Genomic DNA, 21456 nt, shown 5'->3' with positions numbered 1-21456 from the left:
GTCAGAACGGCCAGACCAGCGGTACGACGACGAGTGCCACCAGCAACCACCATCCCAGCACGACCACGCCCAGCTTCCAGTAGTCGCCGAACCGGTAGCCGGCCGGGCTCATGATCATCATGTTCGCGGGCGTCGAGATCGGGGTCAGCAGCGAGGCCGCGCCGGCGACCGCGATCAGCATCAGCACCGGCTTGACGGCGGTCCCGGTACCCTGGGCGGCGGCCACCGCGATCGGCGCGATGATCAGGACCGTCGCGGTGTTGCTGACCATCTGCCCGAGCGCCGCGGTCAGCAGGAAGAGTGCCAACAGCAACAAGTACGGGCGTCCCGGGCCGACCGCGTCGACGATCAGGTCGGCGATCCGGTCGGCACCACCGCTGGACCGGATCGCGCCCGACAACGGGATCAGCGACCCGATCAGTACGACGATCTGCCACGAGATCGCGCGGTACGCCTGCCGCGGACCGACCACCTTGGTGAGCACCATCGCCGTCGCTGCCAGCAGACCGGCCATCGCCGGCGGAACCGCGCCAGTGGCGAGCAGGACGACCATCGCCGCGAGGACGGCGACCGCGATCGACGCCTTCGGCCCCCAAGGCACCGCCTGCCGCCGGACGAGCTCCGGTGAATCCACCAGCAGAATGTCCCGGTCCCGGCTGAGCTCGTCGAGGACCGTCCACGGGCCGTGCACGAGAATCGCGTCGCCCTCGGCGAGCTCGGTGGGCCGGCTGCCCCGGTCCTTGCCCATCCGCTGGACCGCGATGATCACCAGGTCGCGGCCTCGATGCATCCCCGGGAACACAGTCTCCCCGACGAGCGCCGACCGCGGCGGGACGACGGCCTCGACCACGCCGGAGTCGCGGGTCAGCAGGTCGTCGACCGGCAGCATGCTGACCGCGAGCAGCGAGTCCGTGGTCAGACTGCTGACCTGCTCTCGCGGTCCGGTCACCACCAGCACGTCGCCGACGCCGATGGCCGTGTCCGTCCGGTTGCGGCCCTGCCCGTCCTGGACGCCGACGATCACCACCCCCGGGTACGGCGTGAGGTCGACCTCGCTCGCGCCGAGGCCGAGCAGTGGCGAGAGTTCGCGTACTCGTAGCCGGTAGAAGCCGTCGCGCAAGTCGTAGTGCTGGTCGAGCGTGTGCGCGTGGACGGCGAGGTCGGCGGCCGGATGCGCCGGCCGGGTGGCCGGCAGCAGTTTCGGGCCGAGCAGCACCGAGATCGCGATCGTCCCGACGACGAGCGGTACGCCGACCACGGCGAACGAGAAGAACGAGAAGTAGCCCGCACCCGCGTCGCGCGCGGTCTCCGAGACGATGATGTTCACCGGCGTCCCGGTCAGCATCAGCAGCGAACCGGCGCTGCCCGCGAACGTCAGCGGCATCAGCATCCGTGACGGTGGCTGGCCGATCCGGAGCGCGAGCATGACCACCAGCGGAAGCAGTGCGGCGACCGCTCCGTTCAACGTGATCAGGGCCGACAGCACCGCGCACAGCGCCGTGACGGCGATGAGCAGGCGGCTCCGGGTGGTTCCGGCGTACGTGACGATCTTCTGGCCGGCCCACGCGGTCACGCCGGTGGAGTCGACGCCCTCGCTCACCACGAACAACGTCGCGATGAAGATCACCACTGGGTCGCCGAAGCCCGCCAGTACTTCGGTGAACCCCAGTACGCCGGTCGCCCACAGGGCCAGGGCGACCAGTACGGCGACGACATCGACGGGCAGCCGGTTCCAGACGAACAGCACGACGGCCAGCCCGAGGATGATCAGGCTCAGGGTGCCGTCGTCCATGGTGCCGGCCTAGTGGAGGTGCACCGGAGCGGACGGACCCCACGGGATCCCGATCAGGTACCACGCGACGTAGAACAGCGTCCAGGCGACCAGCACGATCCCGGTGTACGGCAGCATCATCGAGACCACCGTGCCCATCCCGGCCTTCTTCCGGTAGCGCTGGCAGACCAGCACGATGAACGGCAGGTACACCATCAGCGGCGTGATCACGTTCGCCGGACCGTCGCCGACCCGGTACGCCGCGACCACGGTCTGCGGCGCGATGCCGAGCCGGTAGAACAGCGGGACGAAGATCGGTGCCAGGATCGCCCACTTCGGGATCACGCCCGGCATGATCAGGTCGATCACGAAGACCAGCAGGATGAAGCCGATCAGCAGCGGCAGCGCCCCGATGTCGGCGCGTTCGAGCAGATCGGCCAGGCCGGTCGCCGCCAGTGTGGACATGTTCGTGTAGTTGAAGTAGGCAATGAACTGGGCGATCAGCAGCATCAGGAAGATCAGTCCGCCGAGCCCGTTGAACGTCTTCACGATCGCGTTGATCACGTTCGTACTGCCGGTCAGCGACTTCGAGCCGCGGCCGTACCCGAGACCCGCGGCCAGGAACAGCATCGAGATGATGAACAGCAGGCTGCTCATGAACGGCGACGACCCGAAGATCTCGCCGGTGTCGGGGTTGCGCAGCGGGGCCTTCGGGATCAACGTCAGCGCCGACACGATCGCGACCGCGATCAGCAGGTAGTAGACCGACCACCGCAGCCCGCGGGACTCCAGCGCCAGCTCCTCCGCGTCCGGCTGGTGGTCGGCCGGCGCGTCGTCCGGCGCCTCGGCCGGGTCGTACCTGCCGAGCCGCGGCTCGATCAGGCGTTCGGTGATCACTGTCATCACCAACGCACAGAACAGCGTGGCCGCGATGCTGAAGTAGAAGTTGTGCGTGACGTTCAGATGGACGTCCGGAGCGACCAGGCCGATCGTCTCGTTGGTGACCTCGGTGATGATGCCGTCGGCCGGCGTGATCAGGATGTTCACGAAGAACGCGGCGCTGACCCCGGCGTACGCGGCCGCGATGCCGGCCAGCGGATGCCGTCCGAGCGAGGCGAACGCGGCCGCGCCGAGTGGGATCAGGACCAGGTAGCCCGCGTCCGAGGCCACACTCGAGATGCCGCCGAGCAGCACGATGATGAACGTGATCGCCCCCTTGGGCGCGACCTTCACCATCTTCCGGATCAGGGCCGCGATCAGCCCGGCCTCCTCGGCCACCCCGACGCCGATCATCGCGACCAGGATCACCGCGACCACGCCGAAGTCGTTGAAGTTCTGCACGGCCGTGGTGAAGATGAACCGGATGCCCTTGCCGGTGAGCAGGCTCTCGGCGGTGATCGTCTCGTGCTTGATCGTGTAGTCCGGGATCGCCGGCGTAGGTGGTGCGTCGCTGCCGGCGACACTCGTGCCGCCCTCGTAATCGGGTGCGACCTGCACAGTGGCCGGTTCGGCGACCTCGGTGGTCACGCTCGTCCCCGCCCAGGACAGGATCTGGGACAGCACGATGACGATCACGATCAGCGCCAGGAAGATCAGCGCCGGATGCGGGACCTTGTTGCCGACCCGCTCGATCCCGTCCAGGACGCGCTGCATCCCGCCCTTCTTCACCGTCCCGGGCTTCTCGGGCACCGCCTTGGCGTTCATGACGTTCCCGGCCGGGCGAACCGGAGCGCGAACTCGATCAGCAGCTTGGTGCCGAAGCCGGTCGCGCCCTTGTTCCGCCAGGTCCGCGGCGCCGGGAGTTGCGCCGTACCGGCGATGTCGACATGCGCCCAGGGCCGGCCGTCGACGAACTCCTCGAGGAACAGCGCCGCGGTGATCGACCCGGCGTTCATGCCGCCCATGTTGGTCAGGTCGGCGATCGCCGAGTCGAGCTGGGAACGGTACGAGCGGATCAGCGGCAGCTCCCACACCGGCTCGTCCACCACGTCGCCGGCCTGCCGCAGCTGCTCGACGACCCGCGGATCGTTGCCCATCACCCCGGCGATCTCGGTCCCGAACGTGCGCAGGCACGCGCCGGTCAGCGTGGCGATGTCGACGATCGCGTCGACCGGCTCCTCGGTCGCCATGGCCAGCGCGTCGGCCATCACCAGCCGCCCCTCGGCGTCGGTGTTCAGCACCTCGACCGTGGTGCCGTTGTGGATCGTCAGCACGTCGCCGAGCTTCATCGCGGACCCGGACGGCATGTTGTCGGTACACATCAGGTAGCCGGTCACGGCCGTCCGGCAGCCGAGATCCCGCAGCGCTGTCATCGAGCTGAGTACGGCCGCGGCGCCGGTCATGTCGTTCTTCATCTGCGCGTGCGACTCGTCGCTCGGCTTCAAGCTGATGCCACCGGAGTCGTACATGACGCCCTTGCCGACCAGGGCGATCCGCCCGGTCGGCTCGTCGGGAACGTAGCGCAGCCGGATCATCCGCGGCGGCTCGACACTGCCCCGGTTGACCCCGAGGAGACCACCGCAGCCCAGCGCGATCAGCTCGTCCTTGCCGAATATCTCCACCTCGAGGCCGGCCGCCGTACCGACCTCGACGGCGACGTCGGCCATCCGGGCGGCGGACAATGTGGTCGCGGGACAGTTGGCCAGGTCGCGGCCGAGGCTGCAGGCCGCCGCGACGATCCGCCCGCGTTCAGCACCGGCCCCGGCCTCTGCAGTGTCCTGGTCGGAGGCCACGATGTGCAGGGATTCGAGCGTCGGCCGGTCGGCGTCGCGGCCGACGAAGTACCGCCAGCGGGCCAGCAGGACGCCTTCGGTGACGGCCTGCGCGAAGTCGGCGACCGGTACGCCGAAGTCGGCCACCTCGATCGCGAGCTTGCGGTGCCACGGGACCGCGCGCGCGAACTCCGCGGCCAGGTCCCGGACCAGCGCGACATCGACGTCGCCGGAACCGATCCCGACCGCGACCCGGACCGGCCCGTCCGCGCGCGGCAGGACCAGCGTCCGACCGCGGTCCCCGGCGAACCCGGCCGACTTCAGTCCGGCCAGGTCCACGCCCAGCTCCTCCGGCGGCTCGTTGCCAGCGGCAACCGGTACGGCGAGGGCGTCCGCCTCGTCGACCGCCTGCTTGAGGGTGGTGACCTGGACCTGGATCCGCTGCCTGCTCGACGGAATCGGGTCGAAGTCGGGTAGCACCGTGTTCACCGAACCTCCTCCGGGTCAGCTCTGCAGGGCCTGGACCAGCTCTTCCTCGCGTTCCTTGGTCAGGTTGGTCTGGATGATCGTCGGGCTGAACGGCTTGAGCGCGTCGACCACCCGGTCCACGGTCGCGGAGCGGGCGAGCAGGAACACCGCGGCATGACCTTCCTGCAGCTCCTGGCCGACCTGCTTGATCAGGTCGTCGTTGATCCCTACGTCGGTCAGCTTCCCGGCCACCGCTCCGGACGCGGCGCCGACGGCGAGACCGGCGATCGGGTTCAGGAAAATGAGCCCGATCAGCGTGCCCCACAGCGCTCCGCTGGTGGCTCCGGCGGCGGTCAGGTTGATGGTCTGCTGGATGCGGACCTTGCCCTTGTCGTCCTTGTACGCGTACGCCGCGTCGTCGCGTTGCAGCAGCTGCTGCTTGGCCAGGTCCTCGGTCAGCTGGATGACACGCTCGGCGTCTTCGCGGCTGTTCAGACCGAGCACCACCAGATGGGTCATCTCGAACTCCTCGGCTCCTCGGGGCGCGTCGGTGTCACCGCGCCGGACGGCTCATCCCATCAACGGAGCCCGTCCTGGGCCTCCTCCAATTCGGGTGATCCACGTTGACAGCGCCGACTACAGCAGGCCGACGTTGCGCGCGGTGCGCAAAGCGGCGGACCGTTTCTCCACGCCGAGCTTGCGATACAGAGAGATCAGGTGCGTCTTCACCGTGTTCTCGGTGATGAACAGTGCCTGCGCGATCTCGGCGTACGAGTTGCCCAGCGCCAGCTGCTCGAGCACCTCCGCCTCACGGGCGGTCAGCCGGATCCGGGCCCGGTTCACCACCGCGTCCATCCGCCGGGCCGGCGGGCGATGCGGGTCCGACCGGGTCCGCGACAGCGGCGTCATCCCGCCGGCCTCGATCCAGCCGGACCGGTAGCCGGACAACTTCTCCAGCACCACACCCGCGAACGGATGTGGATTCGGGCCGGCAACGTGTCTGCGCAACTGGTCGAGGAACGCGGGTTCGCCGCCGGCCGTCGTGAGTACGGCCAGCATCCGCTGCGGCGTGACCCGGTTCAGCGTGTCGACCAGTGCGGCGTCAGCAGCCGAGTCGTCGCCGGTCCGGCCCAGCAGGATGGTCCGGAACGACGCCGCGGCCGAAGCCAGCGGCGGATACGCGTCCGGCTGGTCCAGGCCGGCCTCGATCAGCTTCAGCGCGGCTCCGGCGTCGCCGTGCATCACCGCGGTCATCGCCCGGACGAGCTCGGCCTCGGCCGCCTGGCCGCTGCGCTCGAGGACCGATACCTGGTGATCGAGCGACTGTTGGTCGCCGAGCAGGACGGCCACCCAGGACCGCAGCAGCGTGAGATCGCGCGACAGGTACGACGGCAGTGGTCCCGCTGCCACCGGGTCGCTGGTGAGCTCGGTGAGCGCCTCGCTGAGTCGGCCTTGCTCGACCAGCAGCACGGTACGCAGTACTGCACGCAGCCCGGCGACCACGGTGTCGGATCCGGCGGCCTCGGCTTCGGCGGACCCCTCGTGGTACCGCCAGGCGGCCTCCAGGTCGAGCTCGCTGAGCGCGGCGAATCCCAGTACGACCTGGGCTCGTACGGCGTACTCCTCAGGAAGGCCGTCCTCGCCCGCCACGTCCAGCGCGGCCTGTGCGGACTGGGCTGAGTTCTGAACCTGACCGCGGACGTGCTGTACGACGGCCCGATGGGCCAGCACCCCCGCGATCAGTTGATCGTGGCCCGCCATCCGTGCGGTGACGAGCGCTTCGTCCAGATGGCCCAGTGCCTCGTCCTGCTGGTCCGCCCAGATCTCCGCGGCACCCAGTTCGATCAACAGCCAGGCCAGTCGCTCCGGTCCGAGAACAGCTCGCGGACTCCCGTCACCCGCCGGCGCTTGTGCCAGTACGGATCGCGCCCGCCCGATCGCCGCATGGACGTCATGCCAGCCGTAGCGCGATTCCCACAGCCTCAGCAGTGCGGCGTCCGCGGCGGGCACCTGGTTGTCCGGTCTCGAGGCTGCGGCCTCGGTGACGCTCTCGGCGGCCGCGGCCGCGTCCAGGACGGCACCAGCCACGTCGCCCGCGACCCGCCGCAGCAGTCCGCGGACACCGAACAGGTGCGGGTGCTCCTCGACGTATCCGGCCGGCAGCCCGTCAAAGGCGGCTTCGACCAGTGCGGATTCGCCCGCTGCGAGGAGGGCAGGGCCGTGGTCGAGCAGCAGCCGCTCGACAAGCTCTGCGTCGTCGGCCTCGAGCGCGCTGCGCAACGCGGCCGCGGTGTCTCCGCGGCTCTGGTAGTACAGGGCCGCGCGGTGCTGCGCGGTGACGATCAGCTGGTGGCCTTCGGGGCTGGTGGCGAATCGTCTGCGGAGCAGCTCGACGAGCAAGGGGTGGTAGCGGTACGACAGGCTGTTCGCCGAGTCGTCGGTGTACGCCGTGACCAGCAGGCCGCTGCCGGCGAGATCGTCGAGCATCGCACCGGCGTCGGCGTCACCGCTCAGTACGGCGGCCAGCTGCCCGGTCAGCGAGACCGCGCCGAAGGTCCGGAGCAGCATTGTCCGGACCCGCTCGTCGAGAGTGTTCAGCGTCTCGCCGAGCAGCAGGTCCAGTACTGGACGCTGATTGGCCAGCGGCCAGACGACATCGCCGGACGCCTGCAGGGTCCGGGCGGCGAGCACCAGAGCGGCCGCCCAGCCGGCGGCCTTCTCCTGGACGAGCGCGATGTCGTCGGGGGTCGCGCGCTCGGCGTGCGCCCGGACGAGACGCGTGGCCTCGTCGTCGGTGAAGCGGAGGTCCCGCGACCGCAGGGTCAGGGCCAGCCCTCTGATCTCCAGCTCGGACACGGGAATCGGAAGGTCGTACCGGGCGGCCAGCAGCAGCCGTACGGACTGCGGCGACTCCTGGAGAACGCGACACAGCTCACCCACGGCTGCCGGCGGCAGCAGGTGGGCATCGTCGATCACGACCGGATCCGGCTCGGCCTGGCCGCCGGTGGCACGGTCGAGGTGCTCGTGCAGGTCGCCGGGCGACTGCCCTGGTACCCAAAGAACCGATTGGCCGGACCGGCGTCGGCGGGTCACCCAGTCCGAGAGCAGGACCGTCTTCCCGGTTCCGGCCGGTGCCACGACCATGGTCAGCGGGGACTGTACGCCGAGGTCCAGAGCGTCGTGCAACCGCTCGCGGGTCACGAGTGTCAGCGGCGGCCGCGGGGTCCTCCCCTCCGCCGGCTGCCGGGTTGCCTCGTGCGTCGGATCGAGCCTCCGGCCCGCCACCCGCGCGCCCCCCTCCCCTGGGTGGACGTGGTTCTTCCCGAAATTCGAGACTAGCCGGTTCATGCCGACTTGGGCAGTGGTCTAGCGCGGGAGCTACTGCGGGCGGCGGATCCGGGGCACTTTCGCGCCGATCCAGACGGCGACCGCCACCAGCAGCCCGATGCCGAACACCCAGCCCCACAGTCCCTCCGAGACCGGACCGAGCCGCCCGAGCGGGAAGCCACCCGGATCCTTCTGCTGCTGCAGCGCAACGATGTAGGCGATGATCGCCCGCTTGTCCTCGGGCAGCAGCACGCTGTCGGAGAACACCGGCATCTGCTGCGGACCGGTCAGCATCGCCTGATAGATGTTCCGCGGCGTCGTACCCATCAACGAGGGTGCATAGCGTCCGTTCGGCAGCGCCCCGCCGCGGCCCGCGAAGTTGTGGCAGGCCGTGCAGTTTGTGCGGAACAACTCCCCACCGCGCGCGATCTCGGCCTGCGTCGCCTTGCTGACGTCGTACGACTCGGCCGCCGGCACCGCGGGACCTGGAGCGAGCGACGCCACGTACGCGGCCAGCGCGTCGATCTCCTGCTGGTTGTAGACCGGCGGCTTCTGCGGGACCTGCGCATTGGTCTGCGTGGCCGGCATGCGTCCGGTGCTGACCTGGAAGTCGACCGCTGCCGCCCCGACCCCGATCAGCGAGGGTCCGGTGACCCGGCCTTCGCCGTTCGTCCCGCCCTCGGCGTGCAGACCGTGGCAGCTCGCGCAGCCGACCGCGAACAGCCGGCGCCCGGCCTCGACCTGGTCGGACTGCGGCCCGTCCGCACCGGCCGCGCCGCCGGGCAGCAGCACGCCGTACGCGAGGCCCACCGTGATGAGGGCCGCGCCGATCACCACCGCCTTCGCCAGTCTGCCTCGACGCACCGCACCAGCAGACCGGACCGGAGACGCTGCTGAGATCCTCCGAATCGGGTGAGGTTCAGCGCGCGTCGCGCTTGGCCTGACGCCGGGCGCCCATCGCCCGGGTCGACGCGTCCTTCTTCAGCCCACCGGTGGTCTTCTTCGCCGCCCGCGGCCTGGCGACCGTCGCGGCCGCTGCTGCTTCGGCCGGCGCATCGGCCCGTGCATCCGGCAGCGCTGCGGACTTCGTGGCCCGGGCTGCTTCCAGGCGCTCGGCGCGCAGCTCGGCCGACGCGCGCCGGGCGGCCGCGGCCACCTCGCGGCTGACAGTGGCCAGCGCCGACTCGAACAGCTCGGCCTTGTCGCGGTCGCGCTGGTTCCGCGGATACGACATCCCGCGGCCGCCGGCCTCGCTGACCGCGGCCGTCGCGGCGCGCCGGTAGTTCTTCACGTACTTCGTCCGGGCCTGCCGGATCCGCTGATGCAGCTCGAGCAGGCCGTCCTCGTCCAGGCCTTTCAACGCGTCCCGCTCGGTCTCGGCCACCAGCAGGCGCTCGGCATCGGTCAACGAGTTCAGCAAGGCTTGATTCATGACAGTCTCCTAGCCGCCAGTTGCAGGCTACGCCCGATAAGGTCCTGGGCGTGGACGTTGGGGAACGGATTCAGGAGCTGGCGGAGCGGATCGTCGTACTGCGGGACGCGTACTACCGGGGTGAGCCGGTGGTGGCCGATGCCGAGTACGACGTGGTCGAGGACGAACTGCGGGGGCTGATCGCGAGCCATCCGGAGCTGACACCCGATCCGAACCCGCTGGATCAGGTCGGCGCGCCGGCCGTCCTGCACGCGCCGGTACGGCACTCGCGACCGATGCTCTCGCTCGAGAAGGCGACCAAGCCCGAGCAGGTCGAGGCGTTCTTCGCCCGGTTCCCCGGCCAGTCGGTGGTGGTGATGCCGAAGCTGGACGGGCTCTCGCTCGCGCTCGTGTACGAGAACGGTCAGCTCGCCCGCGCGGTCACCCGTGGCGACGGGACCACCGGCGACGACGTCACTCCGCTGGTACGCGCGCTCGCGGACGGCGTCCCGGACCGCCTCGACGTACCGGACCGGATCGAGGTCCGCGGTGAGGCGGTGATGCTGCGGTCCACGTTCGCGGCGTACAACGCGGCGCACCCGGACAAGCCGCTGATCAACCCGCGGAACGCGGCGGCCGGCACATTGCGGGCGAAGGACCCGGCCACGGTTGCCGAGCGGCGGTTGCAGTTCCTCGCATTCGATCTGCTCACCGACCGGGAGAGCACCGACACGGACCTCGAACGCGCCCTGCAAACGATGGGCTTCACCGCCGCCGACATGCGGCACTGCGCCGACGCCGCCGAGGCACAGAAGGCGATCTCGGCGATCGAGCAGCAGCGCAACGAGCTCGACTACGACCTCGACGGCGCCGTGCTGCGGCTCGCCGACCGGGACGCGTTCGCCGCCGCGGGTACCAGGTCCAGCTCGCCCCGCGGCGCGCTGGCGTACAAGTTCGCCGCCGAGGAGAAGACCACCGTGCTGGCGGACGTGGTCTGGGACGTCGGCAAGATCGGCAAGGTCGCGCCGGTCGCCTGGCTGGAGCCCGTGTTCGTCGGCGGTACGACGGTCACCCGCGCCACGCTCGCGAACCAGGAGGTGATCCGCGCCCGGGACATCAAGATCGGCGACACCGTCCTGGTCCGCCGGGCCGGTGACGTGATCCCGTTCGTGGCCGGCGTCCTGGACGCGTCGAAGCGCACCGGCGCCGAGCGCGACATCGTGCCGCCGACGCACTGCCCGTCGTGCGAGCAGCCGCTGATCGAGCAGGGCAACAGCCGCGAGCTGTACTGCACGAACGTGTCCTGTCCGGCCCAGACGGTACGGCGGCTGATCCACTGGGCATCCCGCGCAGCGGCGGACATCGACGCGATCGGCGGCGTCTGGATCGAACGGCTCGCCGACGCGGGCATCCTGGAGAACCCGTCGGACTTCTACCACCTGACGGCCGAGCGGCTGCTCGAGTTCGACCGGATCGGCGAGATCTCGGCCACCCGGATGATCGAGTCGATCGACACCAGCCGTCAGGTCGGCCTGCGCCGGGCACTGATCGGCCTGGCGATCCCGATGGCATCCGAAGGCACGGCGGCCCGCCTGTGCCGGGCCGGATTCGGTTCGCTGGAGGAGGTCGCCGACGCGGGCGTGGACGGCCTCGTCGCGGTCGAGGACATCGGGCCCAAGGTCGCGGCATCGTTGATCGAGCACCTGACCCGGTTGCGTCCCGAGCTCGAACGGCTACGCGCCGCAGGCGTTTCGCTCGACGTCCGTGAGGAGGATCTGCCGCCGGTCGTTGCCGCGGGCGCCCCGCTGGCGGGTAAGACGGTCGTCGTCACCGGCGCGATCAGCGATCCGCGCTCCGGCGAGAAGGTCGCCCGGCCGGCATTCCAGCGCTTGTGTGAACGGGCCGGAGCGACGATCGCGTCGTCGGTGTCGGCGAGTACGGATCTGCTCATCACCGGTGCGGATGTCGGCGCGTCCAAGCTCGCGAAGGCCGAGAAACTCGGAGTCGCGGTCGTCGACCAGTCCGAGATCTGGCAGCAACTTCAGCAGGCGGATCTCCTCCCGCGCTGAGAACGAGGGCGTAGGCTCTGCTCAAACGTGAAGCGTGCCCGAGGGGGGACCGATCATGAGCCAGTCCGCCACGCAGCCCGGCAGTCCCGAGTATCCCGACAACATCGACGCGGCCGTGCTGAAGATCGCCGGTGTGGTGGTGCTCGGGGCCATCATGTCGATCCTCGACATCACCGTCGTCAACGTCGCGCTGCCGACGTTCCAGGACGAGTTCGGTACGCCGCAGAGTCCGGTGCCGTACTCCACCGTCGCCTGGACCGTCACGGCGTACACGCTGGCGCTGGCGACGGTGATCCCGCTGACCGGCTGGGCGGCGGACCGGTTCGGCACCAAGCGGTTGTACATGACCGCGATCTTCCTGTTCACCGCCGGGTCGGCGCTCTGCGCGACCGCGAACAGCATCAACATGCTGATCAGCTTCCGGGTGCTGCAGGGCCTCGGCGGCGGCATGCTGATGCCGCTCGGGATGACGATCATGACCCGGGCGGCCGGTCCGCACCGGATGGGCCGGCTGATGGCGATCCTCGGCGTCCCGATGCTGCTCGGCCCGATCCTGGGCCCGATCCTCGGCGGCTGGCTGATCCAGGTGGCGAGCTGGCACTGGATCTTCCTGATCAACGTGCCGCTCGGCGCGATCGCGCTGGTCTACGCCTGGTTCGCGCTCGAACGCGATCATCCGCACCGCTCGGAATCGTTCGACTTCCTCGGTGTCGTGCTGATGTCGCCGGGGCTGGCGCTGTTCCTGTTCGGGGTGTCGTCGCTGCCGGCCAAGGGCGGTGACTTCGGCGCGCCGCGGGTCTGGGTCTCGATGCTGATCGGCGTCGTACTGATGGGTGCGTTCGTCCTGCACTCGTTCCGGCCGGAGCATCCGCTGCTCGACCTGCGGCTGTTCCGCGACCGCAACCTGACCATCTCGATCATCACGATGTTCCTGTTCGCGGCGGCGTTCTTCGGCGGCCTGCTGCTCGTCCCGACGTACTTCCAGCAGATTCGCGGCGAGTCCACGCTGCACGCCGGCCTGCTGGTCGCACCGCAGGGTCTCGGCGCGATGCTCACGATGCCGATCGCCGGCCGGCTGGTCGACAAGGTGCCGGTCGGGCGGATCGTGCCGTTCGGGATCGCGCTGATCGTGATCGGCATGTTCGGTCTCACCCAGATCAGCTCGACCACGTCGTACGGCGTGATCATCGTGATGCTGGTGGTGATGGGGCTCGGGATGGGCGGGACGATGATGCCGCTGTTCACGTCGGCGCTGCGGACGCTGTCCGGGGCACAGGTCGCCCGCGGTTCGACGTTGCTGAACATCAGCCAGCAGATCGCGTCCTCGTGCGGTGTCGCGACGATGTCGGTGATCCTCACCAACCACCTGAACAACTCGCCGGTGATCCCGGGGACGCAGAACATCCCCGGCCTGAGCGGCGGGCTGCGCGAGACCCAGGCCGCGATCCTCACCAACACCCGTCCGGAGAACGTGGCCCAACTCCACCTCGACCCGGCCGCGGTCGGACGTGGTCTGGTCGACGCGGCGTCGTCGTTCGCGCACACCTATTGGGTCGCCTGGTCGCTCGTCCTGCTGACGCTGATCCCCGCACTGATGCTCCCGCGCAAACGGGCGGGAGCACCAGTCGCGAACCAGGCCGACGAGGCAGTCGTCGACTAGCCGCCGCTAGAGGGTGTGCCGCAGGACGATCGTCACGCGGGTGGTCCCTCGTGGTAGCTGGATGGTGCCGGCGGGGTTGTCGACCGCCGACTTCACCGAGACGTTCGCGATGTTGTCGCGCAGGCCCGGGAGCTCGATGCTGGACGGCGGTGTCTTGCCGGTGAACCGGATGGTGATCGTCTTGCCGGCAACGGACAGTTCGTAGCCGAGCCGGCCGCCGCTGACCGGGTAATTGTTCAGGGCAATCTTCTGGCCGTTCCCGCGCAGCCACTCGTCCGGCACCCCGCGCCCGACGATCACCGTACCGTCGGACTTCTCCGCGATCAGTGAGTCGAACAGCACCTTGGTCGCGGTCGACTGGCCCCACATGTGCTGGTTCGACCCACCGCCACCGGCCGCGTGGTCGATGTTCCACGGCGACGTCGCACTCGGGTAGTCGACACCTTCCCACCAGCCGAACGGCCCGCTCATGCTCTTGTCGATCATGAACTGGTACGCCTTGATCCCGAGGTCGCGGTACCGCTCACCTCGGAGCGCCGCGCTCCCGTAGCCGGCGTTGTACGCGCTCGAGAAGTACCCGTGCGGATAGCCGCCGAAGTTGTAGATGGTGTCCGAGATCGCGGCCCGCCGCTCGAATCCGTGCGTGTACGTGTCGTCGATCTTGGTGAACATCGTCCCGGTCTGCTCCGCGCCGAACAGGTACCCGTCCCAGGCCCACCGGCCGAACAGGAACATCGACGCCCAGTTCGCGTCCCGCGGGTCCTGCCGCGGACCGGTCTCGTTCGGCTCGACCATCGAGATCGGCAGGTAGTCCAGGTTGTACTGCTGCATCGTCTGATCGATCCGGGCGGTCGCCACCTTGAGCAGATCGTCGTACTGCGCCTTCGCCCACGCGGCCTCGCCGGTCTCGCCCAGGGCGGTGGCCAGGTAGCGGTACGTCGTCAGCCCGGTCAGCGCGGCCCAGTTGTCGATCGTCCAGTACCCGTGTGAGTCGATCGCGTTGGTGGCCTTGATGATGCCCTTACCGTTGTCGATCCGGTCGGTCTCGATCGTGTGCGTGTTCTTCTTGATCGTCTCGAACCGTTCGCGGATGAAGTCCTTGTCGCCTGTGCGCTGCAGGTAGAGCGCGTACGGCCAGGAGTACTTCCACTTCGCGTCGTCGTACTGCAGCTGGGCCGGCAACGACGTCAGGTAGTCCTTGGCATAGGTGAAGTCGCCGATGGTGAGCAGGGTCGACACGATGCCGATCGTGTCGTGGTCGAACATCTCGTCGTACCCGTTCTCACCGACGTGCAGTTCCTTCGTGCCGTTGATGTCGTCGCGAATGATCAGCGTGTAGATGAAGCCCGCCTTGTACGCGTTGATCAGCCGCTTGTCGGGCAGATTCGTGATGGTCGCGATCGCCGACAGCCGGTCGTTCCAGTACTTCCGCATGTGCTGGTAGTGGTGGTCGAACCCGCCGAGCTGCTGGAGCTGGTCTGCGGTCGGCCAGTCGTACGTCCCGTCGAACCGGTCCGCCGCGACGGCATAGTCGCGGACGACGGTCTGCCCGGCGCCGACCGTCGTACCGGCGTCGTTCAACGGCGTGAGCAGGTTCGACGCCCGCGGGAGTTTCGCCGCTGAGGTTGTGGTGTTGGTGACCGTCATCCGGGAGTACGCGATCTCGAAGCGGTTGCCGCCGACAACGGCCAGGTCGGCGAAGTTCTCGACCTTGAGCTGCAGGCCTTCCTTCGCGTACTCGCTGACGAAGGCCGGCAGGTACCCCTCGGCGTTGTACCACTTGATCTTCCCGGGGATGTTCGGTACACCGAAGGTGATCATCGCGTCGCCCCGGCTGCGCAGCCGGTAGCTCCCGTCGATGAACGCGATCGGCGCGTTCAGGTCGCCCTCCCAGCCGAACGACGAGGTCAGCCCGGGGTTGGTGACGTAGGTGTACTGCGCGTTCGCCGCCGACGAGAGCGCCTCGTCGTACGCCGCCTTCAACAGCAGGTACGCGAGCCCCAACTGGTCCGAACTGTCCAGTGCAGCGCGAGCGGCCACGACCTCGTTGTCCAGTTGACGTTGCGCGGATTCGCTGGCCGCATAGACGTCAGCCGTCGCGGCCTCGTCGAGTACGTTCTGAATCAGCTGCCGATAGCCGTCCGCCGATGTTCCGGCCAGCGTGACGCCCGCGAGCGTAACGTTGCCGGAGGCATCCGTCTTGCGAGTGAGCTGCGCACTGATCCGCGCCGAGTCTCCGGCCGCGAGGTCGAGCGAGAACACCTTGGTCACGGACGGATCCGAGCTCACGAGGTCGGTGTTCACGTACGTCGGAGTCGACGAACCGTTCAGGTAGACCGAGATCTTCGCCGCGGACCGCCAGACGCCACTCACGAATCGCAGTGTCCGCGGCTCCGCGGCCGCAGGCACCGCCAGGTCGTAGCCGTACGGATCGGTCAGGTCGACGCCGGTGGCGGCACCGTCGGCGAAGAAGATGCCTCCGTGGCGCGTACCCGCCTGCGACGCGGTCGGTGTCCCGTTCGTCCACGAGTAGGTGACCGCGTTGTCGTTCTGCGCGCCGATCGTGCCACCGGTCTGCCGATCCGTGACCGCGAGTCGCGGCGTTGAATCCGGTACGCCCGCGCGCCGGTTGATCGTCGAGCCGTCGAGGTGCAGCCAGTCCGACGTACCGTCCGCGGTCAGGTTCATCGCGACCGGTGCGCCGGTCGCGGAGAATCCGGAGATCGTCGACAATCCGACGGCAGACAACGAGAGGTTGCCGGCGGCTTGGAGCTTGGTCGCGAACCGGCCCGTCACGACGACACCCTGTCCCGGCCGGATCGTCACCGTGTACCGCTTCACCGCGGCCGTCCCGCCGGCGTTGATCGGCACGCTGTAGCTACTGTTGCTCCCAGCAACCGTTACGGAGCCGGTCGCCTGCCAGATCCCACCCACGAAGACCAGGCGTCGTGGCGAGTCCGCGGCCGGCACGGTGATCCGGTACCCGGCGTCGTGGGCGGTCGCGTCGCCGACGGTGGTGGTGTCGTAGTTGAAGACACCGCCCGTCGTCACACCGGTTTGCCCGTTCCACCCGAACGACACCGGGCTGTCGTCGAGCGTCGTACGACCGCCGGCCGGATTCAGGTCGTCGACCGTCAGCGTCGGTACGCCGTCCTTCCGGTCGATCGACGTACCGGTCAGGTGTACCCAGTCCAGGTCGCCGTACGACGGGAGGTCCATCGCACCGGCCGCTCCCCGACCACTCGGGAGGTTCTCGACGTTCACAACGAACGGGTCGGCCGGCGCGGCCGCTGACGGTGCAGCCGGCGCCGAGGGTGCGGAAATCAGTGCGGTGACCACGAGCGCCCCGGCGGTCAGTGCCGAGAGCAATCTGGTGCGGTGCCTCATCTTGTGTCCCTTCGGCCTGGCAGGCTGGAGTCGCGGACGATCAGTTCGGGTTCGAGCAGGACGTGGTGCGGTGGCCGCGGGTCGCCGGCCATCAGGTTGTCGACAGCCTGGATCAGTTGCCGTCCGACCTCGTCGATCGGCTGCCGCAGGGTGGTCAGCCCCGGACTCACCAGGGCGGCGGTCGGCGAGTCGTCGTACCCGGTGATCGCGACGTCGACGCCCGGGCGCAGGCCGCGTTCGTGCAGGGCGCGCATGACGCCGAGCGCGAGGGTGTCGGAGGCGCAGACGAGCGCCGTGGCGGGGCGGGCCGCGTCGAGCAGGTGATGGGCGGCCTGGCGGCCGTTCTCGAGCGAGTCGACGACGGCGGCCTGCAGGTCGGTGTCGAGGTTCCGTGCGCGGCAGGCGTCGAGCCAGCCTTCGCGACGGTCCTGGCCGAGTTCGGAATCGTCGGGCCAGCCGATATGGCCGATCCGGGTGTGCCCTTGCGCGGCGACGTGCGCGGTCGCGGCGCGAGTCCCGGCGCGGCCGTCGACGTCGACCCAGGCCATCTCGTCGTCGCCGTCCCAGGACCGTCCGAACGCCGCGAACGGCACGCCCCACGAGCGCAGCGCGGCCACCCGGTCGTCGTTGCGGTGCGTCTCGGCCAGGATGAACGCGTCGATCGAGGTCTTCTTCAGCAGGTCGCGGTACGCCTTGATCTCACCGGCCTGGCCGCCCTCGGCGTGGCACAGGATCAGGTGGTACCCGGCCTCGACCGCGGACGCGTTCAGCACGTACAGGAAGTCGTCCATCAGCATCGACGCCTTGTCCGGGCGGGCCGGCCGCATCTTGAACGCGATCAGCGACGAGCTGCGGTTCCGCAGCGCCCGGGCCGACAGGTTCGGCTCGTACCCGAGCTCCTCGACCGCGGCCAGGATCCGCTTCCGGGTCTCCGGCGCGACCCGGTCGGGGTTGTTCAGCGCGTTGGACACCGACTGCGCCGAGACCCCCGCCCGCTGCGCGACCTGCACCAGCGTCACATGCCCATGCGGCACCGGCCCACGGCTGCTGTGCTCCATCTGCGCGGCTCCTGGGATATTAACGTTAAAAGGATTGGCTGCAAGCTACTGAGCCGCAAGCTGCCGCGTCAAGGGCTCAGACCTGCCAGGGAGTTTTAACGCTAACGAGCCACGCGCCTGATGAGGAAACGGCCGCCCTTCACACTGGCCAGCAACACGACGCACCAGGCGAGCCAGATGGCGATGATCAGGATCGTGACGAGCGCCGTACTACCCGACGGCTGCGAGGCGGCGACATCCGTCTGCGTAGCCGGCGCGGGCGGCGGGCTCTGCATCGCCCAAGCACGCGCCGTCCCGCCGACAGCAACGGCCGTGACGAGCAACACGAACGTGGTCAGCAGCCCGACGATCCACCGCTCGAGCGTCTTCATGTCTCCAGTATGAGGACGTCCACCGACAGTATTCCTCCGCGGGAATTGTTGGGCCGCCCAGCCCGCCGGGACCATCAGGCGTATGAATGTGAACGCAGAACTCGGCGTCCTGCTCCCGACCACACAGGCGCAACTGAGCCCCGGCGACGATCCCAGGCAAGCGGTGCGGATCGCCGTCGAAGCGGAGGAACTCGGCTACGACTCCGTCTGGGCCAACGACTCGCTCCTGACACCACGAGTGGAAGCTCTCAGCGCCCTGACCACAGCCGCGGCGTTGACGGAGCGAGTGACGGTCGGTACGGCGACGTTGATCCCGGTGACGCGGCGTCCGGTGAACGCGGCGCACAGCCTCGCCTCACTGGACCTGCTGTCCGGCGGGCGGCTGGTGGTCGGTGTCGGCGCAGGCTTCCCCGGACGGTTCGGCGTACCGCTGCATCAGTGGTCGGAGGTTCCGTGGGAGCGACGCTTCGCCCGCCTGGACGAGACGGTCGCACTGTGGCGGCAACTGTGGACCGCCGACGGACCCGTCACGTTCCACGGCGAGCTCCTGCACCTGGACGACGTACCGCCGACGATCCGCCCGCACACCGACGGCGGCCCGCCGATCTGGCTCGGCGGCACGACCCCCAAGGCCCTCGAGCGCGTCGCGCGGATGTACGACGGTTGGCTCCCCTACCCACCGAGCGCCGACGACTACGCCACCGGCCTGAAGGCGATCCAGAACCCCGTCACCCCGGCCCTGTTCGTCACCGTCGCGATCACCGACACCCTCGCCGAAGGCGAAGAGCGGCTCACCAACTACGCCCGCACGAACTACGGCATGCCGCTCGAGGACCTACGCCGAATCCAGGCGGTCATCGCCGGACCACGGGCGTACGTCGAGGAGTACCTGCAGACGTACGTCGACGCCGGCGCCCGCCACCTCGTCTGCAGACTCGCAGCCAACGGTCTCGCCGACTACCGCCAACAGCTGAAACTCCTTGCCGGGTAGGGTTTCTGCGCTGCGCGGGGCTAACCTCGACGGCATGAGTGAACTCGTGGTGGAGGCGCCTATCGTTGCGGTGACCGTGTATCCGGATCGGGCGCGGGTTACCCGGCGGGGGCGGATTGCGGTGCCGGGTGGGGATCAGACGGTGTACGTCGAGCCGCTGTCCATGATGCTGGACGAGGACAGTGTGCGGGTGTCCGGGCGGGGGCGGGCGACCGTGCTCGGGGTGGACGTGCTGACGCGGCATCATGCGCAGGCGCCGGACGTTTCGGTGGCCGAGCTGGAGCGTCAGCGGGGCGAGGCGCAGGACGCTGTCGCGGCAGTGGGCGATGCGGACGACGTACAGGCGCAGTTGGAGACGTTTCTCGCGCAGTTGGCGAAGCGGGCCGGCGGGAGTTTCGCGAAGGCACTCGCATCCGGTGAGTCGGATGCGGAGTTGGGCGGGTTCACCGAGTCGCTCGCGGGCCGCCTGTCCGCCGTACGGGCGTCACGCCGCGAGCTCGTGGCGCAGCGACGGGATGCGGATCAGCGGCTCGCCGCCGTCGAGCGCCGGCTCGCGAAGCTCCGGGAGCAGAAGGCGCCGGATCGGCGGGCGGCAGCCGTTGCGCTGGAGGTGCAGTCCGACGCCGACGTGGAGATCGAGCTGTCGTACGTCGTCCCGCTGGCGGGATGGACGAGCTCGTACGACGTGCGGCTCACCGGGGATCGGCTGACGCTGAACTGGTACGGGTTGATCACCCAGCACACCGGGGAGGACTGGCCGGAGTGCGAGCTGACGCTCTCCACGGCTCGTCCGACGGTGACGGCGAAGGTCCCGGAGCTCGACCCGTGGTACCTCGACCGCGCCCGCCCACCCATGCCGCAGGCGCCGGGCGGCATGCCTTTCAGCCGTGAGTCGCGGATGGCGGCCGTCACCACAGACGCCGCCGGATGGGTCGAGCAGCAGTCGGCCCCGCTGGCGGCGCTTCCCGCGACACTCGAGCAGGGCGTCACGGCGGCGACCTACACTCCGCCCCGGCCCGTCGCCGTACCTGCCGACGGCGCCACCCACCGGGCGACCATCGCCGCGATCGACCTCGACGCCGAACTCGACTACATCACCGCGCCTGTCCAGTCCACCGACGTCCATCTCCGCGCGACTGTGGTCAACTCGTCCGACCACACGCTCCCCGCGGGAAAGGCCGCGGTCTTCCACGACGCGGACTTCGTCGGCTCCGCCGCGCTTCCGCTCTGGGCACCGGGCGAGGACGTCGAACTGGCCCTCGGCCTCGACGACCGCATCCGCGTCGAGCGCAAGCTGGTACGCCGTGATGCGACCAAGGCGACGCTTGGGTCGACCCGCCGCCGGCAGGTCGAGTACGAGACCAAGATCGAGAATCACACGCCCCGCAAGGCCCGCATCACGGTCCTCGACCAGCTCCCGGTCGCCCGCGACCACGAGATCACGGTGAAACCCGTGACCGCCGATCCGGAGCCGGCCGAGACCACCGACCTCGGCGTACTCACCTGGAAGCTCGACCTCGCCCCCGGCGCCGAGTCGACGATCAAGCTCGGCTTCCGCGTCGACACCGGCAAGACCGTCGACCTCACGGGCTGGCGCGAGTAGTCAGCTGTCCGTACCTCGGGTCGTCAGAGGGAACCGGACAGCCAGCGGGCGGCGACCTTGAACTTGTTCTCGAGGCGCGCTCGGACGGCGTCGGCGACGAGTTGTTCCAGGGTGCCGCGGACGACCGGGACCGATGCGGTGATGCGCAGGTCGAACGCCTGCGTGGTTCCGCGGCCGACCGGGATGATGCGGGTCCTGCCGGACACCTTCACCGACGCCCCCGCGACGCCAGGTGCGCCGTTCACACCACCGTCGACATCCGCCTCGCGCGTACCGTCCGCGCCTGCCCGATGCCACAGCTTGGACTGCGCGAGCTCGAGCCGCTGCCCGACGAAGCGGCGCGCGACCACCGGCACCTCCGCGACCTGCCAGTGCACCTGCACGGCGATGTCGTCGCCCTTGTCCCCGACCGTCACGGCGTACGACTGCGCCCGCAGTTGCTGAAACACCTGCTCCTGGAAGGTGACATCGGTGATCATCGCGAAGACTTCCTCCGGAGAGGCGTCGTAGGTGGCGGCGAGAGACAGATCCATGCGCCCCATCTTGCACACTCTGCGGAAGGGTGGTGACACGATGGGCGACTTTCGGTAACCTTTTCGTGATGTTCACCGCGTAGCTGACTGAGAACG

The 21456-nt window shown here is 69.2% G+C and carries 15 protein-coding genes; 4 read left to right on the top strand and 11 right to left on the bottom strand.

The window, feature by feature from the left end; genetic code table 11:
• Position 1 precedes the first annotated feature (1 nt).
• The 7 genes from FB475_RS28705 to FB475_RS28675 form a co-directional block, all read right to left on the bottom strand.
• Entirely contained in the window at positions 2 to 1792 is a 1791-nt protein-coding gene (locus FB475_RS28705) for an SLC13 family permease (RefSeq protein WP_141860207.1), read from the bottom strand.
• Positions 1793 to 1801: 9 nt separating this feature from the next.
• Positions 1802 to 3475 carry an AbgT family transporter gene (locus FB475_RS28700; RefSeq protein ID WP_141860205.1) on the bottom strand — a complete coding sequence of 558 codons (1674 nt, stop codon included), beginning with the start codon at positions 3473 to 3475 and terminating at the stop codon, positions 1802 to 1804.
• Positions 3472 to 4971 (bottom strand): leucyl aminopeptidase family protein, encoded by a 1500-nt coding sequence (locus tag FB475_RS28695; RefSeq protein WP_141860203.1) that lies wholly within the window; start codon positions 4969 to 4971, stop codon positions 3472 to 3474. The genes FB475_RS28700 and FB475_RS28695 overlap by 4 nt, the downstream gene beginning before the upstream one ends.
• 15 nt (positions 4972 to 4986) lie before the next feature.
• Positions 4987 to 5469 carry a DUF1269 domain-containing protein gene (locus FB475_RS28690; RefSeq protein WP_141860201.1) on the bottom strand — a complete coding sequence of 161 codons (483 nt, stop codon included), beginning with the start codon at positions 5467 to 5469 and terminating at the stop codon, positions 4987 to 4989.
• A gap of 117 nt (positions 5470 to 5586) precedes the next feature.
• A complete protein-coding gene (locus FB475_RS28685) occupies positions 5587 to 8151 on the bottom strand; it encodes a LuxR C-terminal-related transcriptional regulator (RefSeq protein WP_141860199.1) in 2565 nt (854 codons plus the stop codon).
• A 177-nt stretch (positions 8152 to 8328) separates the two neighbouring features.
• Entirely contained in the window at positions 8329 to 9141 is an 813-nt protein-coding gene (qcrC, locus tag FB475_RS28680) for a cytochrome bc1 complex diheme cytochrome c subunit (protein WP_238332496.1), read from the bottom strand.
• Between the two features lie 55 nt (positions 9142 to 9196).
• Positions 9197 to 9709 carry a hypothetical protein gene (locus tag FB475_RS28675; protein ID WP_141860197.1) on the bottom strand — a complete coding sequence of 171 codons (513 nt, stop codon included), beginning with the start codon at positions 9707 to 9709 and terminating at the stop codon, positions 9197 to 9199.
• Positions 9710 to 9759: 50 nt separating this feature from the next.
• Between FB475_RS28675 and ligA the strand changes: the two genes are divergently transcribed.
• Both ligA and FB475_RS28665 read left to right on the top strand, forming a co-directional pair.
• Complete coding sequence (gene ligA, locus FB475_RS28670; protein ID WP_141860195.1) at positions 9760 to 11757, top strand: NAD-dependent DNA ligase LigA; 1998 nt, start codon at positions 9760 to 9762, stop codon at positions 11755 to 11757.
• Between the two features lie 55 nt (positions 11758 to 11812).
• Positions 11813 to 13417, top strand: a complete 1605-nt coding sequence (locus FB475_RS28665; RefSeq protein ID WP_141860193.1) for a DHA2 family efflux MFS transporter permease subunit — start codon at positions 11813 to 11815, stop codon at positions 13415 to 13417.
• Positions 13418 to 13423: 6 nt separating this feature from the next.
• On the opposite strand, the gene FB475_RS28660 is transcribed toward FB475_RS28665, so the two are convergent.
• From FB475_RS28660 to FB475_RS28650, 3 genes are all read right to left on the bottom strand, one after another.
• Positions 13424 to 16804, bottom strand: a complete 3381-nt coding sequence (locus FB475_RS28660; protein ID WP_141860191.1) for a sugar-binding protein — start codon at positions 16802 to 16804, stop codon at positions 13424 to 13426.
• On the bottom strand, positions 16801 to 17862 hold the full coding sequence (locus tag FB475_RS28655; RefSeq protein WP_141860189.1) for a LacI family DNA-binding transcriptional regulator: 1062 nt from the start codon (positions 17860 to 17862) through the stop codon (positions 16801 to 16803). Before FB475_RS28655 ends, FB475_RS28660 begins: the two co-directional genes overlap by 4 nt.
• Positions 17863 to 17963: 101 nt before the next feature.
• A complete protein-coding gene (locus tag FB475_RS28650; protein WP_141860187.1) occupies positions 17964 to 18233 on the bottom strand; it encodes a hypothetical protein in 270 nt (89 codons plus the stop codon).
• 82 nt (positions 18234 to 18315) lie between these two features.
• Between FB475_RS28650 and FB475_RS28645 the strand changes: the two genes are divergently transcribed.
• Both FB475_RS28645 and FB475_RS28640 read left to right on the top strand, forming a co-directional pair.
• A complete protein-coding gene (locus FB475_RS28645) occupies positions 18316 to 19224 on the top strand; it encodes an LLM class flavin-dependent oxidoreductase (RefSeq protein WP_141860185.1) in 909 nt (302 codons plus the stop codon).
• 34 nt (positions 19225 to 19258) lie between these two features.
• Positions 19259 to 20827 (top strand): DUF4139 domain-containing protein, encoded by a 1569-nt coding sequence (locus FB475_RS28640; RefSeq protein WP_141860183.1) that lies wholly within the window; start codon positions 19259 to 19261, stop codon positions 20825 to 20827.
• Positions 20828 to 20850: 23 nt separating this feature from the next.
• On the opposite strand, the gene FB475_RS28635 is transcribed toward FB475_RS28640, so the two are convergent.
• The gene (locus FB475_RS28635) at positions 20851 to 21360 is read right to left on the bottom strand and encodes a DUF2505 domain-containing protein (RefSeq protein ID WP_185759485.1); all 510 of its coding nucleotides are present in this window, start codon (positions 21358 to 21360) and stop codon (positions 20851 to 20853) included.
• Positions 21361 to 21456: the final 96 nt, after the last annotated feature.

Source organism: Kribbella jejuensis, from assembly GCF_006715085.1.
GTDB classification, from domain to species: domain Bacteria; phylum Actinomycetota; class Actinomycetes; order Propionibacteriales; family Kribbellaceae; genus Kribbella; species Kribbella jejuensis.
This window is presented reverse-complemented; position numbering and strand designations above follow the sequence as displayed.